The following is a 16,741-nucleotide window of genomic DNA, read 5'->3' as shown; positions in this document are numbered from 1 at the left end:
TCCCCTAGCTTCTCTTCCATCTGTGGTACATGGTTTGTCATTTTCGGGAGTTGATCAAGCGATACAAATATGACAAAAATCCCCATTCGGTTTCGCTTGACCAAATAGGGGATTTTGCTTTATACCGACCTCCACCAGGGAGAAGTCGGATAGTCCGGTGCTCCGAGAACCAGAGTCTGTCCGATCTGCGGGGCAGCCAGCGCTACTTTGTTTTCTCTGGCGGCTTTGGACACCCTCTCGATGGGATCGGTCCATTCATGCATGGCCAAGGTGAATGCCCCCCAATGGATCGGGATCATCAGCTTGCCCCTTACATCCAGATGGGCTTGCACGGACTCCTCCGGCAGCATATGGATGCCTGCCCATCGCCGATCGTATTGCCCGCACTCCATGAAGGTTAAGTCGAAGGGGCCGTATTTCTGTCCTATCGCTTGAAAATGATCCCCATACCCGCTGTCTCCGCTAAAAAAGACGCTGACATTCCGGCCTTTAATGACCCAGGAGCACCATAATGTGGCCTCACGGTCGCCAAGCCCCCTGCCGGAGAAATGCCTGGCCGGCGTGCATGCCAGCTGAAGCCCTTCATATTGAAATTCGCTCCACCAGTCATGCTCCTGGATCTTCGCTTTGTCCACGCCCCACCTCTCCAGATGCGGGCCCACGCCCAAGGGAACAATGAACTGCTTCACGCGGTCCTTGATTCTCTTGATCGAGCCGTAATCCAGGTGATCGTAATGATCATGGGAAATCAGCACCGCGTCGATGAGGGGCAGCTGCGTAAGCTCAAGCGGAACGCTCCTGCTGAAGCGTCTGTTTCCGAATATCTGCACCGGCATAGGGGCTTTGCCGAACATGGGGTCGATCAGCAGCGTCTTCCCTTCCAGCTCCAGCATGAGCGCGGAATGGCCGAACCATCTGACAACGGTCTGATCAGGGAGCTCGGCGTACGGCACAGCCGACGTCACGGTCCCAATCGGTCTGGCGGGCTTCCGGTTCGTATTGGTCCGCATATAATCTCTCAATATACTGATTAATGTCTTGGGATCCATCGCCATTGAGGTCGGCGTGGCATTCATGAACCTGCCTTTGGCGTAATTGCCCGATTGCTTGTAGATCTCCATGGTTTCACCCGACGCCCGTCTCCCAAAGGCCGGATTAAGCTTCAGGAACAGATAACCCAGCAGAATCAGTCCGATAATGATAATAAGTACAGTCAGGATGATCATCATTCTCCTCTAGTCCTCGTAGCCCGCGATCCCCTTCTCCATCAGAAAATCCATTTCGGTCTCCAGAATGGATTCCACGGTCGGCTCGTCCAGCTTGATATCAGGACGGCTGAGCACATAATCCACAAGCTCGTCGCTGTCGACCTCGACTTCGCCTTTGGCATTTTCCTTGGAACTGTTGATGAAGGTCTGTTCATGCTTCAATACCAGCTTAATGCTGGCTGCATTGACTTTTACCTGATCGGCTATGTACTGTACAAGCTCCTGCTCATTGACTTCTTCGCTCATGGCATTGTCATCTCCTTAGTTGTCTGGAATGCTGTCATTGTAACACAGTGCAGGCTTAATTTCTAAAGCCCGGGAAGTCCCCCACCAGCACGGACAAATACTGCTTCAAATTCTCCAGCTCGTCCGGTGTCCGATCGCCAATCTCGCCGTCGCAATCGATTTCCTGTCCGGGGGATGCCTCGATGGAAAGCTTGCCGGTCTTGAAATAACGGATGGCGCCGCCCTCGGGCATTTCATTGGTCAGCTTCAGCGCAATGGCCTTCCAGGCCAGCTCCATAGAGGTTTCCTTGATGATCAGAACATCGAACTTTCCATCCTCCAGATCGGTTTCCGGAAAGAAGGTCCGCATTCCCCCGGTGAAAGCGCCGTTGCCGATGACGAGCAAGCATGCCGTATCGTCATAATCGAAATCCGCACTTTTGATTTTCAGGGAGAAGGGCTCGAATCCCGTGATTGACTGCGCTGCTGAAATATAATAGGAAAGCTTGCCGAACCGTTCCTTCTTGTCCGAGTCCACATTGTTTGATACCAGCGTAATCAGTCCGATTCCCCAAAAATTGAGGAAATAGCGGCTGCCGGATTTGCCCACATCCACCTGCTTCACCTGATTGGCCAGAATCTGCTCCACCGCGAGCAGAGGGTCCTGATTCATTCCAATCGCCCTGGAGAAATCATTGCATGTGCCCCCGGGCAAAATAGCAAACAATGGCCGCCGCTCCAGGGGACACAGCGCATTGATGAGCTCATGGACCGTCCCGTCTCCCCCTGCGCCAATTATCAGATCAAATTCGCTGGCATGCTTCCCGATATATGCAGCGCCGTCACCCGCAGCCTCCGTTGTATAAATGACAACCTCTTCATAGCGCTGCTTAAGCTTATCTGAAATAATGCCGATTTGATTCACCATTGTCGATTTGCCTGCAGCGGGGTTGAGAATAATAACTGCTCTTTGCATGCCCATTCTCCTTTACCAGCCATTTGGAAGATATACTTCCATTATATACAAGCTACGGCGGCAGAGAAAGCCGGACCTGACAGAGCTGACGACAAAACGCGTGGAGGGATAAAGTTACATGACATGCGGATAACCTGTGGGAGCAGCGACTTACCGCCCTGTTTGGCATAGCCCGCTCGACGTGTAAATAGGTTATACTTACTACATACGAATAGACGAAAGGGGCGGCCCCTAATGGATATCACCAGCAAGCAGTGGGAAGATGAAATCAAAAAGGCGGCAGCAGAGGCCTACGATAAGGAAATCGCAGCGATCAACAAGCAGCTGGAGCAGGAGATTCTTTTTGCCTTGATTGGCGATGTCAATGCGGGCAAGTCTTCCACGATCAACAAACTGATCGGCGAGGAAGTGGCGGGAGTCGGCGCAGAGCCTGGCGAAACCACGGAAATCAAGCCTCACGCATACACGGACAAGATTTATTTTGTCGATACGCCCGGCTTGAACGATATCAATCACAAAAATTCCGAGGAAACGCTGAAATATTTCAAAAATGCCGATGTCGTGTTATTCTTCCTGAATGCCGCCGGCACCGTCTTCTCCGAATCGGAGAAGGAGTCCTTCCTCCAGATAGAGAAAATCAACAAAAATATACTGGTGGTCCTCAATAAAATTGATGCCGCCGACGAAATCGACCGGCTTGTCAAGCGGGTGCGCAAGGAAACCGGCGAGAAATACGAGGTCGTGCCGATCTCATCCCGTACGGGTGAAAACATCGATCTGCTGCGGAACAAGATTCTGGAGATTCTAAAAAAAAAGAGCAAGGATATTCTGTTCGCCAAAAGCATTAAAGAAAAGGCTGCAACCGCCCATACCTGGATTATCGGTGCGGCAACATCAGCCGGCGCCGCCGGCGCGCTGCCGGTTCCCGGCTCGGATATCATCCCGATTACCGCGATCCAGATTGGCCTTTTGACCAAGCTTGCCGCCCTTTATAACAAACCCCTGTCCAAGGAAACCGCCAAGGAAATCGTGCTGACGACCATTGTCGGCAATATCGGCAAAAGCATTTTCCGCCAGGTGCTCAAGCTGTTTCCGGGCGCCGGCTCCATCGCTGGCGCAAGTGTTGCCGGAGCGATGACGCTCGCGCTTGGTTATGCCATGAAATATGCCTATGAGCACAATATCGAAATTACCGGCAAAAATATTAAAGAGATTTATACGCGCTATCGCGAGAGAGCCGAAAAACAATAATCGATGAACCGTACAAACCGGATATTCATGCGACAGAGGATGGGAACAGATTGGATAACACGAACCGGATGCCTGCGTATATTTATACGTATGCCTGCCGCGAGGATGAAATTTCTTTATGTCAATTGGAACTGCGCTCCTTGTTTGGTATGGAGACGCAGGCGAATCTTTTCAAAACAGATATTCTTGTCGATGTCAGCCGCAGCCCTTTTATTAAAGAACGCATCGATGTCATGTATGAAGGGGACAAGCTTGCCGATATTTATGAGCAGGTCGAGCAACTCGATCTGGGGAGTGCAACCTTCAAGGCGATATTCGTCAAAACCAATGATCTGGCTCCCGGGGACAAGGTGGAGTACGCCGAGCGGCGCATCATTGAGCGGGAGATCGGCATGCATATCGAAGGGGAAGCGGATATAAACAGGCCAGATCTTCTATACGGCATTGTTGCCTTCGGCGGGCGGTGGTATTTTGGCAGCTATCACAAGAATACGGCTCTCTGGCTGCATCATATGAAGAAGCCGCGCAGCTATTCCATTGCACTGAGCACCCGGGTGGCCCGGGCGGCCGTTAATATTGCCGTTCCCCGGCCTGAAGGAATCAGGGCCATCGACCCCTGCTGCGGGATCGGAACGGTTCTCGTCGAGGCTTTGTCTATGGGAATCGACATGGTTGGCAGGGATATCAATCATTTTATCGCCCGCGGAGCACGGGAGAATCTCGCTTTTTTTGGACTGGAGGGCGTGGTTACACGGGGGGATATTGCCGATATTGCCGAAACCTACGATGCCGCCATTGTTGATATGCCCTATAATCTTTACTCGAAAATAACGCCGGAGGAGCAGTTCTCGCTTCTCCTTCATGCCAGGCGCATTGCAAAAAGAGTCGTCGTCGTCTCCATCGAAGCCATCGACGAAATGATCGGGAACGCCGGCTTTACCATTACAGACCGCTGCATCGCCAGAAAGGGTTTATTTTCCAGGCATCTGCTTGTTTGCGAGTAAGCAGTCGTTGACACTCCAAAGGGGCCGGCTGGAGCAGATCCGATGAAATCCTATCCCTTGTACCTGATTACGGTTCCGGAGATGGCGTCATACAGCGTTTGATTTTGTTTGCTCCATAAAGGGCTTAGCAGGTAAAGGAACACCAATCCGTAGACCACTGCCAATAAGCAATAAATTAAGATGTCGGGATACCCCGAAGGTATAATCATATGCCAAATCGTAAAGTGGGCCAGCTCCCACGGGATGAATTTAAGGGCGGAACGGCGGAACGAGTGCCCATAGCCGACGGGTTGACCGCGCATGCCTGCCACCATAATCCCCATCTTACGTTTTCCCCATGTCGCATGCGATTTGGAGCCTTCGCATAGGGCAAAATACAGATAGACAGGCAGTGTAATCAATAGAAATCCGGTGAGCTCCGCCGTCGCAGCGCTGGTCTGAAAAAGCGGAACCAGCAGCGGTTTTGCAGGAAAAGATAACCCGACAAGCAGGACGATATATCCCAGAATGAGGACATAATCCCATAAAAATGCGATGATGCGGGTTCCAAACGGGACACGCCCGGGATTTTCCTGAATCTGTTCCTTCACTGCTTCAACTCCTCTCTTTCATCCTCTGACAGCAAAGCTGGTTCCACACTGAGTCCCTCTGGGATATGATAGCCGCGGGATAATATTAAAGCTATACGTTCAAAAAACAACGCAGCCGTTTCCGGACGGCTGCGATGTTTCTCTATCTGTCAGGCCGAATGGTTGGAGACATATTCCTCTCCTGCCGATACGGCCAGCTTGTACATGTCCTGAAAAGGCAGCCCATGCTCGCGTGCCGCTTTTGCAACATCCTCATACTCGGGAGAAAAGCGGAACACGCGGCTCTCCCGGATAGCCAGCTTAATCCTTACAGGACCATAGGCGGTGGCGACCAGAGCCATCTCCCGCTTCAGAATCCGTCTCGTCCACTTCGTTCTCCGCACGCCAAGAGTAGTGGTTTCGAGCAGCAGCACATCCTCACAGCGCGGCACAGCGGCGTCCGGTGCCAGTACAGTAACCAAAGTTGCCGGACGGTTCTTCTTCATATATACCGGGGTAAAAAATACGTCAACCGCTCCGGCCTCGAACAGCCTCTCCATCGTGTAACCAAGCGCTTCGCCGGTCATATCATCCAATTGGGCTTCCATCACCATGACCGAATCCTCTTCATCCGTGCCTGCCTGCTCCATCAGCAGCGCCCGGATCACATTGGGATGGGCAAATTCTTTGGTGCCCGCGCCGTAGCCGATCCTCTCGATGGTCAGGGCGGGGATATCGCCGAAGCCCTTGGCAAGCGCCTTCAGAATTCCTGCGCCGGTTGGCGTTGTCAGTTCGCCGGCCGCATCCAGCTTGGCGATCGGAATCCCGATCAGTATTTCCGCTGTGGCCGGGGCTGGAATCGGATACAGCCCATGCGCCATTTTTAGTTTTCCATGACCTGTTGGAACAGGGGACGCATAGATTTCTTCGATTCCCAAATTCTCCATCGCCAGACATACGCCGATCGTATCGATAATGGAGTCCATGGCCCCCACCTCATGAAAATGCACCTCTTCCGGGCTCATCCCATGGATCTTTCCTTCTGCCTTGGCTATGGTTTGAAAAATGGCCGTACTTCGCTGCTTCACCCGCCCGGGCAGTCCGCTCTCCGCGATCATCCGCAGAATATCGGACGCTTTGCGGTGATGGTGTTCATGGTCCCCGCCATGAGTATGCTCATGGCTATGTGTATGGCTGTGGCCGTCATCGTGCGTATGGGCATGGCTGTGGCCGTCATCGTGTGTATGGGCATGACTGTAGCTGTCATCATGTGTGTGAGCATGACTATGAGTGTGGCCGTCATCGTGCGTATGCGCGTGGCTGTGGCTGTGGTTGTCATCATGAATATGCGCGTGACTATGAGTGTGGCCATCATCATGGCTGTGTGCATGACTATGGCTGTGCCCGTCATCGTGCCTATGTATGTGACTGTGGCCCTCGTCATGGTTGTACCCGCCAATATGCAGACGCAGCTTTTTCGCCGAAATCCCCTTTTTAATAACGGGATCGACGGCGATGCTGAACGGATCAATCGGAAGCGCCTTTAGATGGCTTTCAATATAGGAGAGATCCGCACCCACGTCAATTAATGCCGCCAGCGCCATATCTCCAGCAATACCGGAGATGCAATCCAAGTAAAGTACCTTCACCGTGCTCCCGCCTCCGTCACCAATTGCTGAATAATAGCAGCCTGATAGCCTGCTCCGAAGCCGTTATCAATATTGACCACGGTGACTCCCGCCGCGCAGGAGGTCAGCATCGACAACAGCGGGGTTAGCCCCTGAAAATGAGCCCCGTACCCCACGGAGGTTGGAACGGCGACGACCGGTCGACGGACCATACCGCCAACGACGCTTGCAAGGGCGCCCTCCATGCCTGCCACCACAATCAGCACATTGGCTTCCTGAAGCTTGTCGCGATAGGCAAGCAGACGGTCAATGCCGGCAACGCCCACGTCATAAATTTTCTCCACCTCGCAGCCCATCCACCGGGCTGTGCCTGCCGCCTCCTCGGCCACAGGCAGATCGGACGTGCCTGCACAGAGTACAAGAACCTTCCCTGCGAAACGCACAGAAGGTTCCCCCAATGTAATCAGGCGGGATGTCGGATTATATACGGCCTCCGGAAAATCTTCCTGCACGGCAAGCGCCATTTCTTCCGTAGCCAAGGTTACCAGCGCCTTGCCGTGGGCATTCATCAAACGCTCCACGATTTGGCGCACCTGGTCGACGGTTTTGCCTTTGCCGAATATCACCTCGGGAAAGCCCGTTCTTTCTTCTCTGGCGTAATCCACCTTGCTGAAACCAAGGTCTTCGAATTGATTCTTGCTGTCCATTTTATCCTCCTGCCAGGATGATCCCGGCCCCAATTTGATCCAAAACCAGTTACCCGTGCGGTTACTCCGCCCCTGCTCCTACCTTCAGCGCCTGATTCATGCTTCCGCTGCGGTAGCCGACCAGATCCAGTGTGACATAGCCGTAACCATATGATTTCAGCGTTGTTGCGATCTGCTCGAAGTGGCTGACCACAATCGGCATTTGCGCCGTCTCCACTTCAATTCTGGCGATTTCCCCATGCGTCCGCACCCGGACCTGACGAATGCCCAGCGATTTGATAAAAGCCTCCGCTTTGTCGATCTTCGTCAGCTTCGCCTGCGTAATCATTTCCCCGTAAGCAATCCGGGAGGACAGGCAGGCAAAGGATGGCTTATCCCAGGTATCCAGGTCAAGATCCTTGGACAGGGCTCTGATCTCTTCTTTATAGAGATTCACTTCGGCAAGCGGTCCTCTGACCCCATGCTCCTGTGCTGCTTTGACGCCGGGCCGGTGTTCGCTCATATCATCCGCAATCAGGCCGAACACCATATTTTTATAACCCTTCTCAGCCAGAATCGGCATTAAGTGCTCAAATAAACTTTTCTTGCAAAAATAACAGCGGTTCGCCGTATTCTCGCTGTATCCGGGTATTTCAAGCTCCGAGGTCTCGATCACCTGATGCGGAGCACCCATCTGCTCGGCGAGCTTCTTCGCTTCAAGCAGCTCCGAGGAAGGGTATGTCTCCGAATCGGCCGTAACCGCCAGAACGTTGTCCGCACCCAGCTCATCCAGTGCTACCTTGAGCAGGAACGTACTGTCCACTCCGCCGGAGAAAGCGACCACGACACTTTCCATCTCGCGAAGCTTGGCCTTCAAGGCCTCCAATTTCTGCTGCGGCATGCTCTTTCTCCTCTCGTCTTCCATTCTCATCCCCATGTACTACGCTTTAAGCAATTGATGTCGGCGACTCGAACACAGAGGTGTAACCGCTGATGGCACTAAGAATCCGTGCTGCCTCCTCATCGTTCATGGAGCCAAAGCGCTCTACGGCATCAACGATTTTGGGGAACAGATGAATGTCACCTGCACTGGCAAATCCCGCAATACCGGGAAAAGAGAGCACAAAATGCACGCAGGCATCGATAACCTCCTGCTGGTCGAAAGGCTCATACCAGGTCGCATAATTGCGCTTCTGATTTTCGCCCCAAGGAGCCTTCGCAACAGCTTTGATCACACGGACGGCTGCATCCTGTTTGCCCGCCTCTTCCATCAGAGCGTCAAAATCTGCGCGGTACTCCGGCAAAGAATACATATAATAATTAAGCGGAAGCAGAACCGTTGCGAACGGGAACCTTCTAAGCGCTTCCAAATGAGTAGCAGGCGCCTGATGTCCGTGACCTGTAATTCCGATATTTTTTACAATGCCTTCATCCTTGGCTTCCAGAGCGGCTTCAAGTGCGCCTCCCTTTTCCGTGCAGCGGTCCAGCTCCTCAATCGTGCCGACAGCATGCAGCTGAAGCAGATCGACGGAATCCACCTTCATACGCTCCATTGAACGATAGATCTCTTCCTTCGCTTTGGCCTTCGTGCGCTCGCCGGTTTTCGTGGCAAGGAAAATATCGCTGCGGATGCCGCTGATGATTGGTCCCATCCTTAGCTCCGCATCGCCATAGCTTGCCGCCGTGTCAAAATGATTGACGCCATGCGCCCGTGCAAACGAAATCGACTCATCCGCCTCTTCCTGTGTGACATTCCCCAAGCTCGCGGCACCAAACATGACCACAGATCCTTCATAACCCAAACGGCCTATCCTTCGCTTCAACATGCGTGAACGCCTCCCAGAATTAGAATCGTACTTTGGATCAATCGCCTATCTATTCCTATTATAAACCTGTATTTCCGTTTTGGCTTCAACAAAACGATCGATATTTCTCACAGTTGGCGATTCGCATATCCCGGTTACCCTGTAAGGAAACAAAAAGAAACGGTCGGAAGGGCCGTTTCTTTTTGTTATAGAGGTTCTATTTTCAACCTGAGGTCAGTGGTATCGTGCTTACCGCATGTCCCTTTCTGAGCTCCGCATAAAGCTCCGGCCTGCGGTCCTGATAAGGAGCGACCGCACCGCGAATCCGGTTATCGCGCAGCTTGGCAAAATCGGCATTGGCCAGCACGACGGAATCCTGATTCATTTCCCCGATCGCAGCAACGCCTTCTTCCGTGAAGGGAAAATCACAGGGCGTGAACAAACCCGCCTGGGAAAATCCCGTATCAATCTGGGGGCGTCCCTCCGTGAGCACACCCACGATGCCGCTTAACGCAACGAAGAGCTGATTCTCAACCGCCCGCGCCTGGCAGCAGTGACGAACGCGGTAGTAGCCGAAGGCATTGTCTGTGTAGGATGGGCAAAGGATCAAATCCGCACCTCTTTCGGCTGCAATCCGGGACAGCTCGGGAAATTCAATATCGTAGCAAATCAGAATAGCCGCCTTGCCCCAATCGGTCTCGAACACTACCAGCTCCTCGCCTTTGAGCAGCGGCCAGCGGTTCTGCTCCTCCGGGGTCAGATGCAGCTTATCCTGCATTTCAATCCGACCGTCCGGGAAGAAGATGAACGCCTTATTGACGAACCCTTCCTCCTCCCGGCATATATGCGTGCCTCCGAGAATGACGATTTGCTGCTCCCGGCTTAAACCTTGAAAAAACTCCACATATTTCTCGGTGAAGGAGTCCAGATATTCGCATGCTTCCAGATGCGTAAGTTCCGGTACAATGCCCAGCAGATGGGCGGTTACATACTCGGGAAAAATAATCATGTCGGCGCCTTGCAGGGCGGCATGTGTAATTTTTGCTTGCAGTCCCGTCCAGAATTGTTCCTCAGATTGGATATCTGTCAGATCATACTGAACGGCTGCGATTGTCAGGTTCTCCATGTCCACCTCCGTAGCTTCAGGAACGAATCTGCAAGGAATAAATATCTGTACGGCGGTCCCTGAACGTCAGTACATCCTTGGATTTGCGAAAACGCTGCAATGTTTCCATATCTACCTCGGCCATAATGACCGTTTCCGTGTTTTCGCTGCATTCACCCGCAATGCCATCCGGCGGGAATGAGAAGTCTGCCGGCGTATATACACCGGACTGCGCATACTGAATATCGACATTATCGACATGGGTCAGGTTGCCCACCGTGCCTGAGGTGACAGTGAAGACCTGATTCTCAATCGCGCGCGCCTGGGCACAGTATTTGACCCGCAGAAAGGTTTGCCGGTCTTCCGCGCAGAAGGGAACAAAAATAATCTGCGCCCCTTCTTCGGCGACGATGCGCGATATTTCCGGGTACTCAATATCGCTGCTCAGCTGGATCGATATTTTCCCGCAGTCCGTATCGAACACTTCCAGAACGGAACCGCCGTTGATGCCCCACCATCTGCGCTCATTGGGCGATATATGAAGCTTATACTGCTGGGCGATCGTTCCATCCCGGCGGAACAAATGGGCAACCGTATAAATCCGGTTATTCTGTTCGATGAAGTGCGAGCCGCCTATAATATTCACATTATATTTCACGGCAAGCTCCGAGAACAGCTCCACATACTGCTCCGTGTAGGTGCTGAGCTTGCGGATAGCCAGGCTCGGAGACCGCTCTTCAAGAAAGGATAGCAGTTGCATGGTGAAATTTTCCGGAAATACGGCAAAATCCGACTTGTAGTCGGAAGCGACGTCCACATAATGCTCGCACTGCGTAGCGAACTCGTCGAAAGAGTCGATCTTCTTCATCATATATTGAATGACGCAGATACGGACGGGAAACGACAGCTTGTAGTGGATTTTGTTGGCGCTCGGTTTGTAATCAATATTATTCCATTCCAGCAAAGCGGCGTAATTCATCGAATCCTCGTCATCCGATAGATAATTCGTAATAATCCGCTTCAGCGTAAAGCCGTTCATCATTTGGAAGGTCAGCACCGGATCATAAATATTTTGCTGCAGCACCTCTTCCGCATAGGCTCTTGGCGACATTTGATCACTATAATTATGATAACCGGGAATGCGTCCGCCGACAATAATACTTTTCAGATTCAGCTGCTCTGCAAGCTGCTTTCGGGCTTCGTAGAGACGGCGGCCAATCTTCATGCGGCGGAAACTCGGATGGACCATAACCTCCATCCCGTACAAGCTTTCGCCGCGCGGGTTATGGTTGCGAATATAGCCGTTATCGGTAATTTCCGAGTAGGTGTGCTGCTCCAGATAGTCATCGAAATTGACGATCAGGCTTGAGCAGGATCCGATAATTTCGCCATCCAGTTCCACGCACAGCTGGCCCTCAGGGAATATTTTCTTGTGGCTTTCCAGCTGGTCAAGCTTCCATGGAGACATACCTGGAAAACAAATATTTTGCAGCTCAATGATTTTCCCAAAATCCTCGCGCTCAATCGTCCGAATAATAATTTTCTTCTCGAATTGTGAAATTTGGTCACCTGTCATATATAAACCCCTCATCCAAGTCATTAATCATTAATGATACACCGCCATATTCATAGCCGTATTAATGGACTATCATTGCTTTGTAAACTTTTTCAGGGATTTGTAATCATCGCGAATGGTTCTACCGTTATTATATGCCAGGAATACTTAAGTCATTAGGCATGCTGAACGATTTCCTTTTGCAAGCCCAGCCAGCGTTCAAGATTGTCCTTTCGTGCGCCGTAATCCCCGCTGATACGGATGAAAAAACAAATAACCTCTTGTTCCTCTCTCCAGGTGAGGGACAAAAGGTTCTTATTGGACTCGTTCCCGATTGAAGCAATAGCGGACGAAAGATTCTTATTAAAAATAATTACGATTTATTGTCTTTCGCTGCCGGATTGGATTGTATGAAATCCAGATGATCATAACCCCAACCGCACATATCCGTCAGAACTGAGCCAAGGGTTCGTCCATGCGCAGAGAGGGAGTATTCGACCTTTGGAGGAATTTCCGGATAAATCTGCCGCTCGATAAGCCCATCCGCCTCCAATTCCCGCAGCTGGCTGGTCAACATCCCCTGTGTAACCTTAGGAAGCAGACGTCTCAGTTCTCCAAACCGCCTGGTCCCCTGATTCAGCAAAATAAACAAAATCAACGGCTTCCACTTGCCGCCGATCGCATGCAGGGTTGCCGCAATTCCATCCGTCGCACCTCTACTGTCTTCCTTCATGCGCATATTGTCCACTCCCTTCAATCGAACCGCTTGTTCCCCCACTATCAGCCATGTTATCAAAATGAGCATATTTTAAATAGTACTACTGATTTCCATACTTGGTATGATTAATATACCATGTGTTCTCAAAGGCTGAGCAGTCGCTGATTCTTCGATTGTTAATCTGGTGGCAACTCCGGTTCTTCGTGACCCTCAACGGGATAATGCCGGCAGATCTCCAGTCGAACCCGTCCCTCGCCATCGAAGGGAACGCCTTCTTCCTGCAAATACAGCTTTTGCAGAAAACGGGATTCATCCTGCTGTACAGCAATTTCCCCCAGTCTATTGACAACTCTATGCCATGGCAGCTCATGTGCTTTGCTCATAGAATGCAGAATTCGCACGACCTGCCTGGCTCCTCTCGGGCTTCCGGCAGCTTCCGCGATTTGCCCATAGCTCATGACGTATCCTGCCGGGATGCTTTTAATTATCTCAATGACGCGCTGCGTGAATAGCTCCAAGTCTGTACCTCCTTAGAAAGGATATCTATCCTTATATTACAGAAGGAGGCTGCCCTATTGTCAATGGAAGAGAATATATGGTAAGGTTAATTTATACTAAAATTGATTAAGGTAACCTATATCAATAAGAGGATGTATTGCTGATGACAACAAAGAAAGTGAAGCTGGGCGTTCCCCGTCAAGAAGGCCAGTTATCCATGATGTTTCCCAGAGGAGGTCCCCGGGAAGGTGCCGGAAGAAGGGCAATCGGCGAAACCAAAAAAATCTCCCTAACCCTGTCTAAAGAAGCATGGCAGGAGATTGAAAACCAATGCAGCGAGCTGGATAAGTCGAGATCTGAACTGCTTCGTGAAATTCTGGAAGCTCATTTTCATGAGAAAGAAGTGAGGAAGGAGTGATTCCGCTTGCTGGTTAAGGTGAGTCAGAAGTTATTACTTCATGCATTACATCATGTTGCTCCTGCAGTATCGTCCAGGAGCATAATACCCTTGCTGTCCGGAATTCTGCTGCAAGCCGATTCGCAGAGATTACGGCTCAGTGCCAGCAATACCAGCATGATGCTGCAGTATGAGCTGCCAGCGGAAGACAATCGGAATATCGTTGAGTTGGGCGGAAGCGTCGTCATCCCCGCACTTTATTTTATAGATATTATCCGGCATTGCCCATCTTCCATGGTAACACTGGAGTGCGATAACAGCCTGATCGTCAGTATCCGCTCGGATACTTCGGTCTATCATTTGTCCGGCATGAACGCCGAGGAATATCCGCGTATGGCGGGTGACAGCCGGTCCAATAAAGTCAGTCTGCAAAGTTCTCTTCTGGCGGGGCTTATTAAGAAGGTTGCCTTCGCTGTCTCCGCTTCGGAATTCAAGCCTATCCTGACAGGCGTGTCTTTTACAGTCGAAGGGAAGCAGCTGCGGCTGCTGGCTACTGATGGCGTACGGCTTGCTTCGCAGGTGACGAATGCGCTTCAGCATCCCTGATCAAGGATTCTGTATCCATCGTAATCCCCGGGAAACATTTGTTGGATTATTCGAAAATGCTGCAGGATGAGCAGTCAAGGACGGATATCAGCGTTGGAGATCGAAGCATTCTCTTCAGAACCCATAACCTGCAAATGCAGTCTTCTCTCCTCGACGGGAAATATCCCATACCGGATAATCTGGCCAGCAAGGCCGTCACCACGGTTATGATGCTGGATTCCGTCATGTTTCTGCAGGCCTTGGAGCGTGTTTGTCTGCTCGCAGATAAAAGCCATGTCGTCAGATTGTCCATTATAAGAGAAAACACAATACTGCTCTTCTCCAAAACGACGGAAATCGGCGATGTCAGTGAAGAGCTTATTGTGAATGCGCTGAATGGCAACGAGATCACCATATTTTTTAATGGCAAGTATATGATGGATATCCTGCAGTCGATGGGCAGCCGTCAGGTAATCGTAAAGTTCTCCGGGAGGTGGAGCCCTATAATCATTCAGCCTGATAATAGCCCGGAGACCTTATACATTCTTACTCCGATCAAATCAAATAGCTAAAGTGGACAAGCGGATACCCGCCGTAAGACTCTGCCATCCTGACCGGGCTAAGAGGCCTTCTCCCCTTTTTGCAGCTGATACATTTTGAAATAGCGGCCTCCGAGCGCCATCAGCTCATCGTGGTTGCCTCTCTCGACGATTTCGCCGCGGTGCAGCACCAGAATTTGATCGGCCTCGCGAATCGTTGACAGCCTGTGGGCAATGATTAAGGTTGTCCGCCCTTCACTGACCACCTTCAACGCCCGTTGGATAAGACCCTCGGTCTCGCTGTCGATACTGGCTGTCGCTTCATCCAGAATCAGAATGGCAGGATCGAATGCGAGCGCCCTGGCAAAAGAGATCAGCTGACGCTGTCCGGAGGATAGCGTGCTTCCCCGCTCTACCACCTGCTCGTCATAACTGTGAGGCAGCTGCTCGATAAAGGGCGCCGCCCCCACATCACGCAGCGCGCTCTTCACCCGGTCAAGTGAAATTTCCTCATTATAGAGACTGACATTGAATTTGATATCCCCTGCGAACAAGTATGGATCCTGCAGAACAATCCCCATATGCTTGCGCAGCGCCTGCTTGGAGAACGTCGTGATATCCCGTCCATCGACGGTTATAAGGCCATGGCCGGGTTCATAGAAGCCCAGAAGCAGGTTGATAATGGAGCTCTTGCCTGAGCCGGTATGGCCGACAAGCGCCACCGTCTCTCCTTTTCGGGCCTCGAAGGAAATTTGCTTCAGCACATCCTCCCCTTCTTTGTAGGCAAAGGTTACGTTATCGAACTTCACCACGCCCTCCGGACGGCTTACGTCAGCGGTCTTCTCTACCTCCATGCCCTCCAGATCCATAATCGCAAATACTTTATCGGCGGAAACAAAGGCCCGCTGCGCATTCGTCAACTGATCGAAAATCCCGATGATCGGCTGAAAAATCCGTCCCAAATAATCGATAAATGCATAGAACACACCAAAGGCAATTGTAGCCTGCAGGGCATCGCGGCCAAAGTAATAAATCACCAGCGCGGTTACCAGACTGCCGATCGTACCCACGATATTCCGTGAAGACAGGGAAAAAATCCGGAACTGCTTGATCTGGTTCACATAGCGGTCTTCATTAAGCTCCTCGAATTCCTCTAGCGTCACTTTCTCGCGGCGAAAAGCCTGGATAATCGGCATAACGACGATGGATTCGTTAATCATGGCATTCATATCGCTGAGACGGGCCCGCATAATCGTGATAAAAATTTTGGAATATCTCAAATGGACAATCATGATGACCACAAAGATCGGTGGCAGCAGCAGGCAGTACAGCGCCAGGCGCGCATCCAGTATGAACAAGGCTACGAAAATCCCAGTCAGCTGCACCATGCTTACGACAAAGGTGGCCATGAAGCTCATGAACAAATCGCGGATGGCCTCCGTGTCATTGGCTATTCTCGATACAACCTGCCCGATGGGCGTATTATCGTAAAAGCGCAAGGGAATCCGCTGAATATGCCGCATCAGATCCATGCGCATATTTTTGATAATTTGCAGCGCAGTCGCCTGCAGGATATAAGATTGCGAGAAATTACCGACGCTGGCAATGAGCAGCAGCCCCATATAACCCCCAAGGAGCAGAAGGACGGATCTCAGATCTTCTGTGCCGGGGGTGAGATATTTATCAATAATAGTCTTCGTAATGAAAGGTCCGCCGAGCTCAGCGCCTACGGAACAGCATAAAATGAGCAAAGCGCCGATAATTCTGAATTTATAAACGAGCGCATACGCGAATAGTCGTCTCGTTGTAGATGGTTTGGACATTCAAATAGCCCTCCTGAGCTTTTTTGTGCAAGCTTCCCTGGACGCCTGACCGCAAGGTTATAAACCGTCCAGCCGTGAAGCATATCTCCAATCTCAGCCTGATACGCTG

The 16,741-nt window shown here is 51.4% G+C and carries 18 protein-coding genes; 5 read left to right on the top strand and 13 right to left on the bottom strand.

The annotated features are described in order from the left end of the window. Window positions 1-119: 119 nt before the first annotated feature. The 3 genes from ACFOLF_RS18665 to ACFOLF_RS18655 all read right to left on the bottom strand — a co-directional run bounded on the left by ACFOLF_RS18665 (window position 120) and on the right by ACFOLF_RS18655 (window position 2,469). The gene (locus tag ACFOLF_RS18665) at window positions 120-1,121 is read right to left on the bottom strand and encodes an MBL fold metallo-hydrolase (RefSeq protein ID WP_379114483.1); all 1,002 of its coding nucleotides are present in this window, start codon (window positions 1,119-1,121) and stop codon (window positions 120-122) included. Window positions 1,122-1,235: 114 nt separating this feature from the next. Further along, window positions 1,236-1,514, bottom strand: coding sequence for a hypothetical protein (locus tag ACFOLF_RS18660; RefSeq protein ID WP_210039177.1), 279 nt, complete (start codon window positions 1,512-1,514; stop codon window positions 1,236-1,238). Window positions 1,515-1,569: 55 nt separating this feature from the next. Then, a complete protein-coding gene (locus ACFOLF_RS18655; protein WP_210039178.1) occupies window positions 1,570-2,469 on the bottom strand; it encodes a diacylglycerol/lipid kinase family protein in 900 nt (299 codons plus the stop codon). Window positions 2,470-2,703: 234 nt separating this feature from the next. Between ACFOLF_RS18655 and ACFOLF_RS18650 the strand changes: the two genes are divergently transcribed. Both ACFOLF_RS18650 and ACFOLF_RS18645 read left to right on the top strand, forming a co-directional pair. Continuing rightward, window positions 2,704-3,720: a GTPase gene (locus tag ACFOLF_RS18650; protein ID WP_210039179.1), complete on the top strand. Its 1,017-nt coding sequence runs from the start codon at window positions 2,704-2,706 to the stop codon at window positions 3,718-3,720. Window positions 3,721-3,770: 50 nt separating this feature from the next. After that, window positions 3,771-4,724 (top strand): RNA methyltransferase, encoded by a 954-nt coding sequence (locus ACFOLF_RS18645; RefSeq protein WP_210039180.1) that lies wholly within the window; start codon window positions 3,771-3,773, stop codon window positions 4,722-4,724. Window positions 4,725-4,774: 50 nt separating this feature from the next. Here the strand turns inward: ACFOLF_RS18645 and ACFOLF_RS18640 are convergent, their stop codons facing one another. From ACFOLF_RS18640 to ACFOLF_RS18600, 9 genes are all read right to left on the bottom strand, one after another. Continuing rightward, window positions 4,775-5,314, bottom strand: coding sequence for an RDD family protein (locus tag ACFOLF_RS18640; protein WP_379114416.1), 540 nt, complete (start codon window positions 5,312-5,314; stop codon window positions 4,775-4,777). Between the two features lie 149 nt (window positions 5,315-5,463). Beyond that, window positions 5,464-6,942: a nickel pincer cofactor biosynthesis protein LarC gene (gene larC / locus ACFOLF_RS18635; RefSeq protein WP_210039181.1), complete on the bottom strand. Its 1,479-nt coding sequence runs from the start codon at window positions 6,940-6,942 to the stop codon at window positions 5,464-5,466. Continuing rightward, window positions 6,939-7,628 (bottom strand): nickel pincer cofactor biosynthesis protein LarB, encoded by a 690-nt coding sequence (gene larB / locus ACFOLF_RS18630; protein WP_210039182.1) that lies wholly within the window; start codon window positions 7,626-7,628, stop codon window positions 6,939-6,941. Before larB ends, larC begins: the two co-directional genes overlap by 4 nt. 61 nt (window positions 7,629-7,689) lie before the next feature. After that, window positions 7,690-8,508, bottom strand: coding sequence for an ATP-dependent sacrificial sulfur transferase LarE (larE, locus tag ACFOLF_RS18625; RefSeq protein ID WP_210039183.1), 819 nt, complete (start codon window positions 8,506-8,508; stop codon window positions 7,690-7,692). A 46-nt stretch (window positions 8,509-8,554) separates the two neighbouring features. Beyond that, on the bottom strand, window positions 8,555-9,433 hold the full coding sequence (locus tag ACFOLF_RS18620) for an aldo/keto reductase (RefSeq protein WP_210039184.1): 879 nt from the start codon (window positions 9,431-9,433) through the stop codon (window positions 8,555-8,557). Between the two features lie 202 nt (window positions 9,434-9,635). Next, window positions 9,636-10,538, bottom strand: coding sequence for a carbon-nitrogen hydrolase family protein (locus ACFOLF_RS18615; protein WP_210039185.1), 903 nt, complete (start codon window positions 10,536-10,538; stop codon window positions 9,636-9,638). 16 nt (window positions 10,539-10,554) lie between these two features. After that, the gene (locus tag ACFOLF_RS18610; RefSeq protein WP_210039186.1) at window positions 10,555-12,093 is read right to left on the bottom strand and encodes a GNAT family N-acetyltransferase; all 1,539 of its coding nucleotides are present in this window, start codon (window positions 12,091-12,093) and stop codon (window positions 10,555-10,557) included. Between the two features lie 352 nt (window positions 12,094-12,445). After that, window positions 12,446-12,811 (bottom strand): winged helix-turn-helix transcriptional regulator, encoded by a 366-nt coding sequence (locus ACFOLF_RS18605; RefSeq protein ID WP_379114414.1) that lies wholly within the window; start codon window positions 12,809-12,811, stop codon window positions 12,446-12,448. A gap of 155 nt (window positions 12,812-12,966) precedes the next feature. Beyond that, window positions 12,967-13,308, bottom strand: coding sequence for an MGMT family protein (locus ACFOLF_RS18600; RefSeq protein ID WP_210039187.1), 342 nt, complete (start codon window positions 13,306-13,308; stop codon window positions 12,967-12,969). Window positions 13,309-13,451: 143 nt separating this feature from the next. Between ACFOLF_RS18600 and ACFOLF_RS18595 the strand changes: the two genes are divergently transcribed. From ACFOLF_RS18595 to ACFOLF_RS18585, 3 genes are read left to right on the top strand one after another with little or no spacing between them, the layout of a single operon-like run. Then, the gene (locus ACFOLF_RS18595; protein WP_210039188.1) at window positions 13,452-13,706 is read left to right on the top strand and encodes a hypothetical protein; all 255 of its coding nucleotides are present in this window, start codon (window positions 13,452-13,454) and stop codon (window positions 13,704-13,706) included. Window positions 13,707-13,724: 18 nt separating this feature from the next. Further along, window positions 13,725-14,291 (top strand): DNA polymerase III subunit beta, encoded by a 567-nt coding sequence (locus ACFOLF_RS18590; protein ID WP_379114481.1) that lies wholly within the window; start codon window positions 13,725-13,727, stop codon window positions 14,289-14,291. Continuing rightward, window positions 14,288-14,842 carry a DNA polymerase III subunit beta family protein gene (locus tag ACFOLF_RS18585; RefSeq protein WP_379114479.1) on the top strand — a complete coding sequence of 185 codons (555 nt, stop codon included), beginning with the start codon at window positions 14,288-14,290 and terminating at the stop codon, window positions 14,840-14,842. Before ACFOLF_RS18590 ends, ACFOLF_RS18585 begins: the two co-directional genes overlap by 4 nt. A gap of 47 nt (window positions 14,843-14,889) precedes the next feature. On the opposite strand, the gene ACFOLF_RS18580 is transcribed toward ACFOLF_RS18585, so the two are convergent. Further along, window positions 14,890-16,632, bottom strand: a complete 1,743-nt coding sequence (locus tag ACFOLF_RS18580; RefSeq protein WP_210039191.1) for an ABC transporter ATP-binding protein — start codon at window positions 16,630-16,632, stop codon at window positions 14,890-14,892. Window positions 16,633-16,741 lie beyond the last annotated feature (109 nt).

Origin of the sequence: Paenibacillus sepulcri (assembly GCF_042647105.1) — a bacterium.
GTDB classification, from domain to species: Bacteria; Bacillota; Bacilli; order Paenibacillales; family Paenibacillaceae; genus Paenibacillus_Z; species Paenibacillus_Z sepulcri.
The sequence above is the reverse complement of the archived record's forward strand: the minus strand, read 5'-3'. Positions and strand labels throughout refer to the sequence as shown.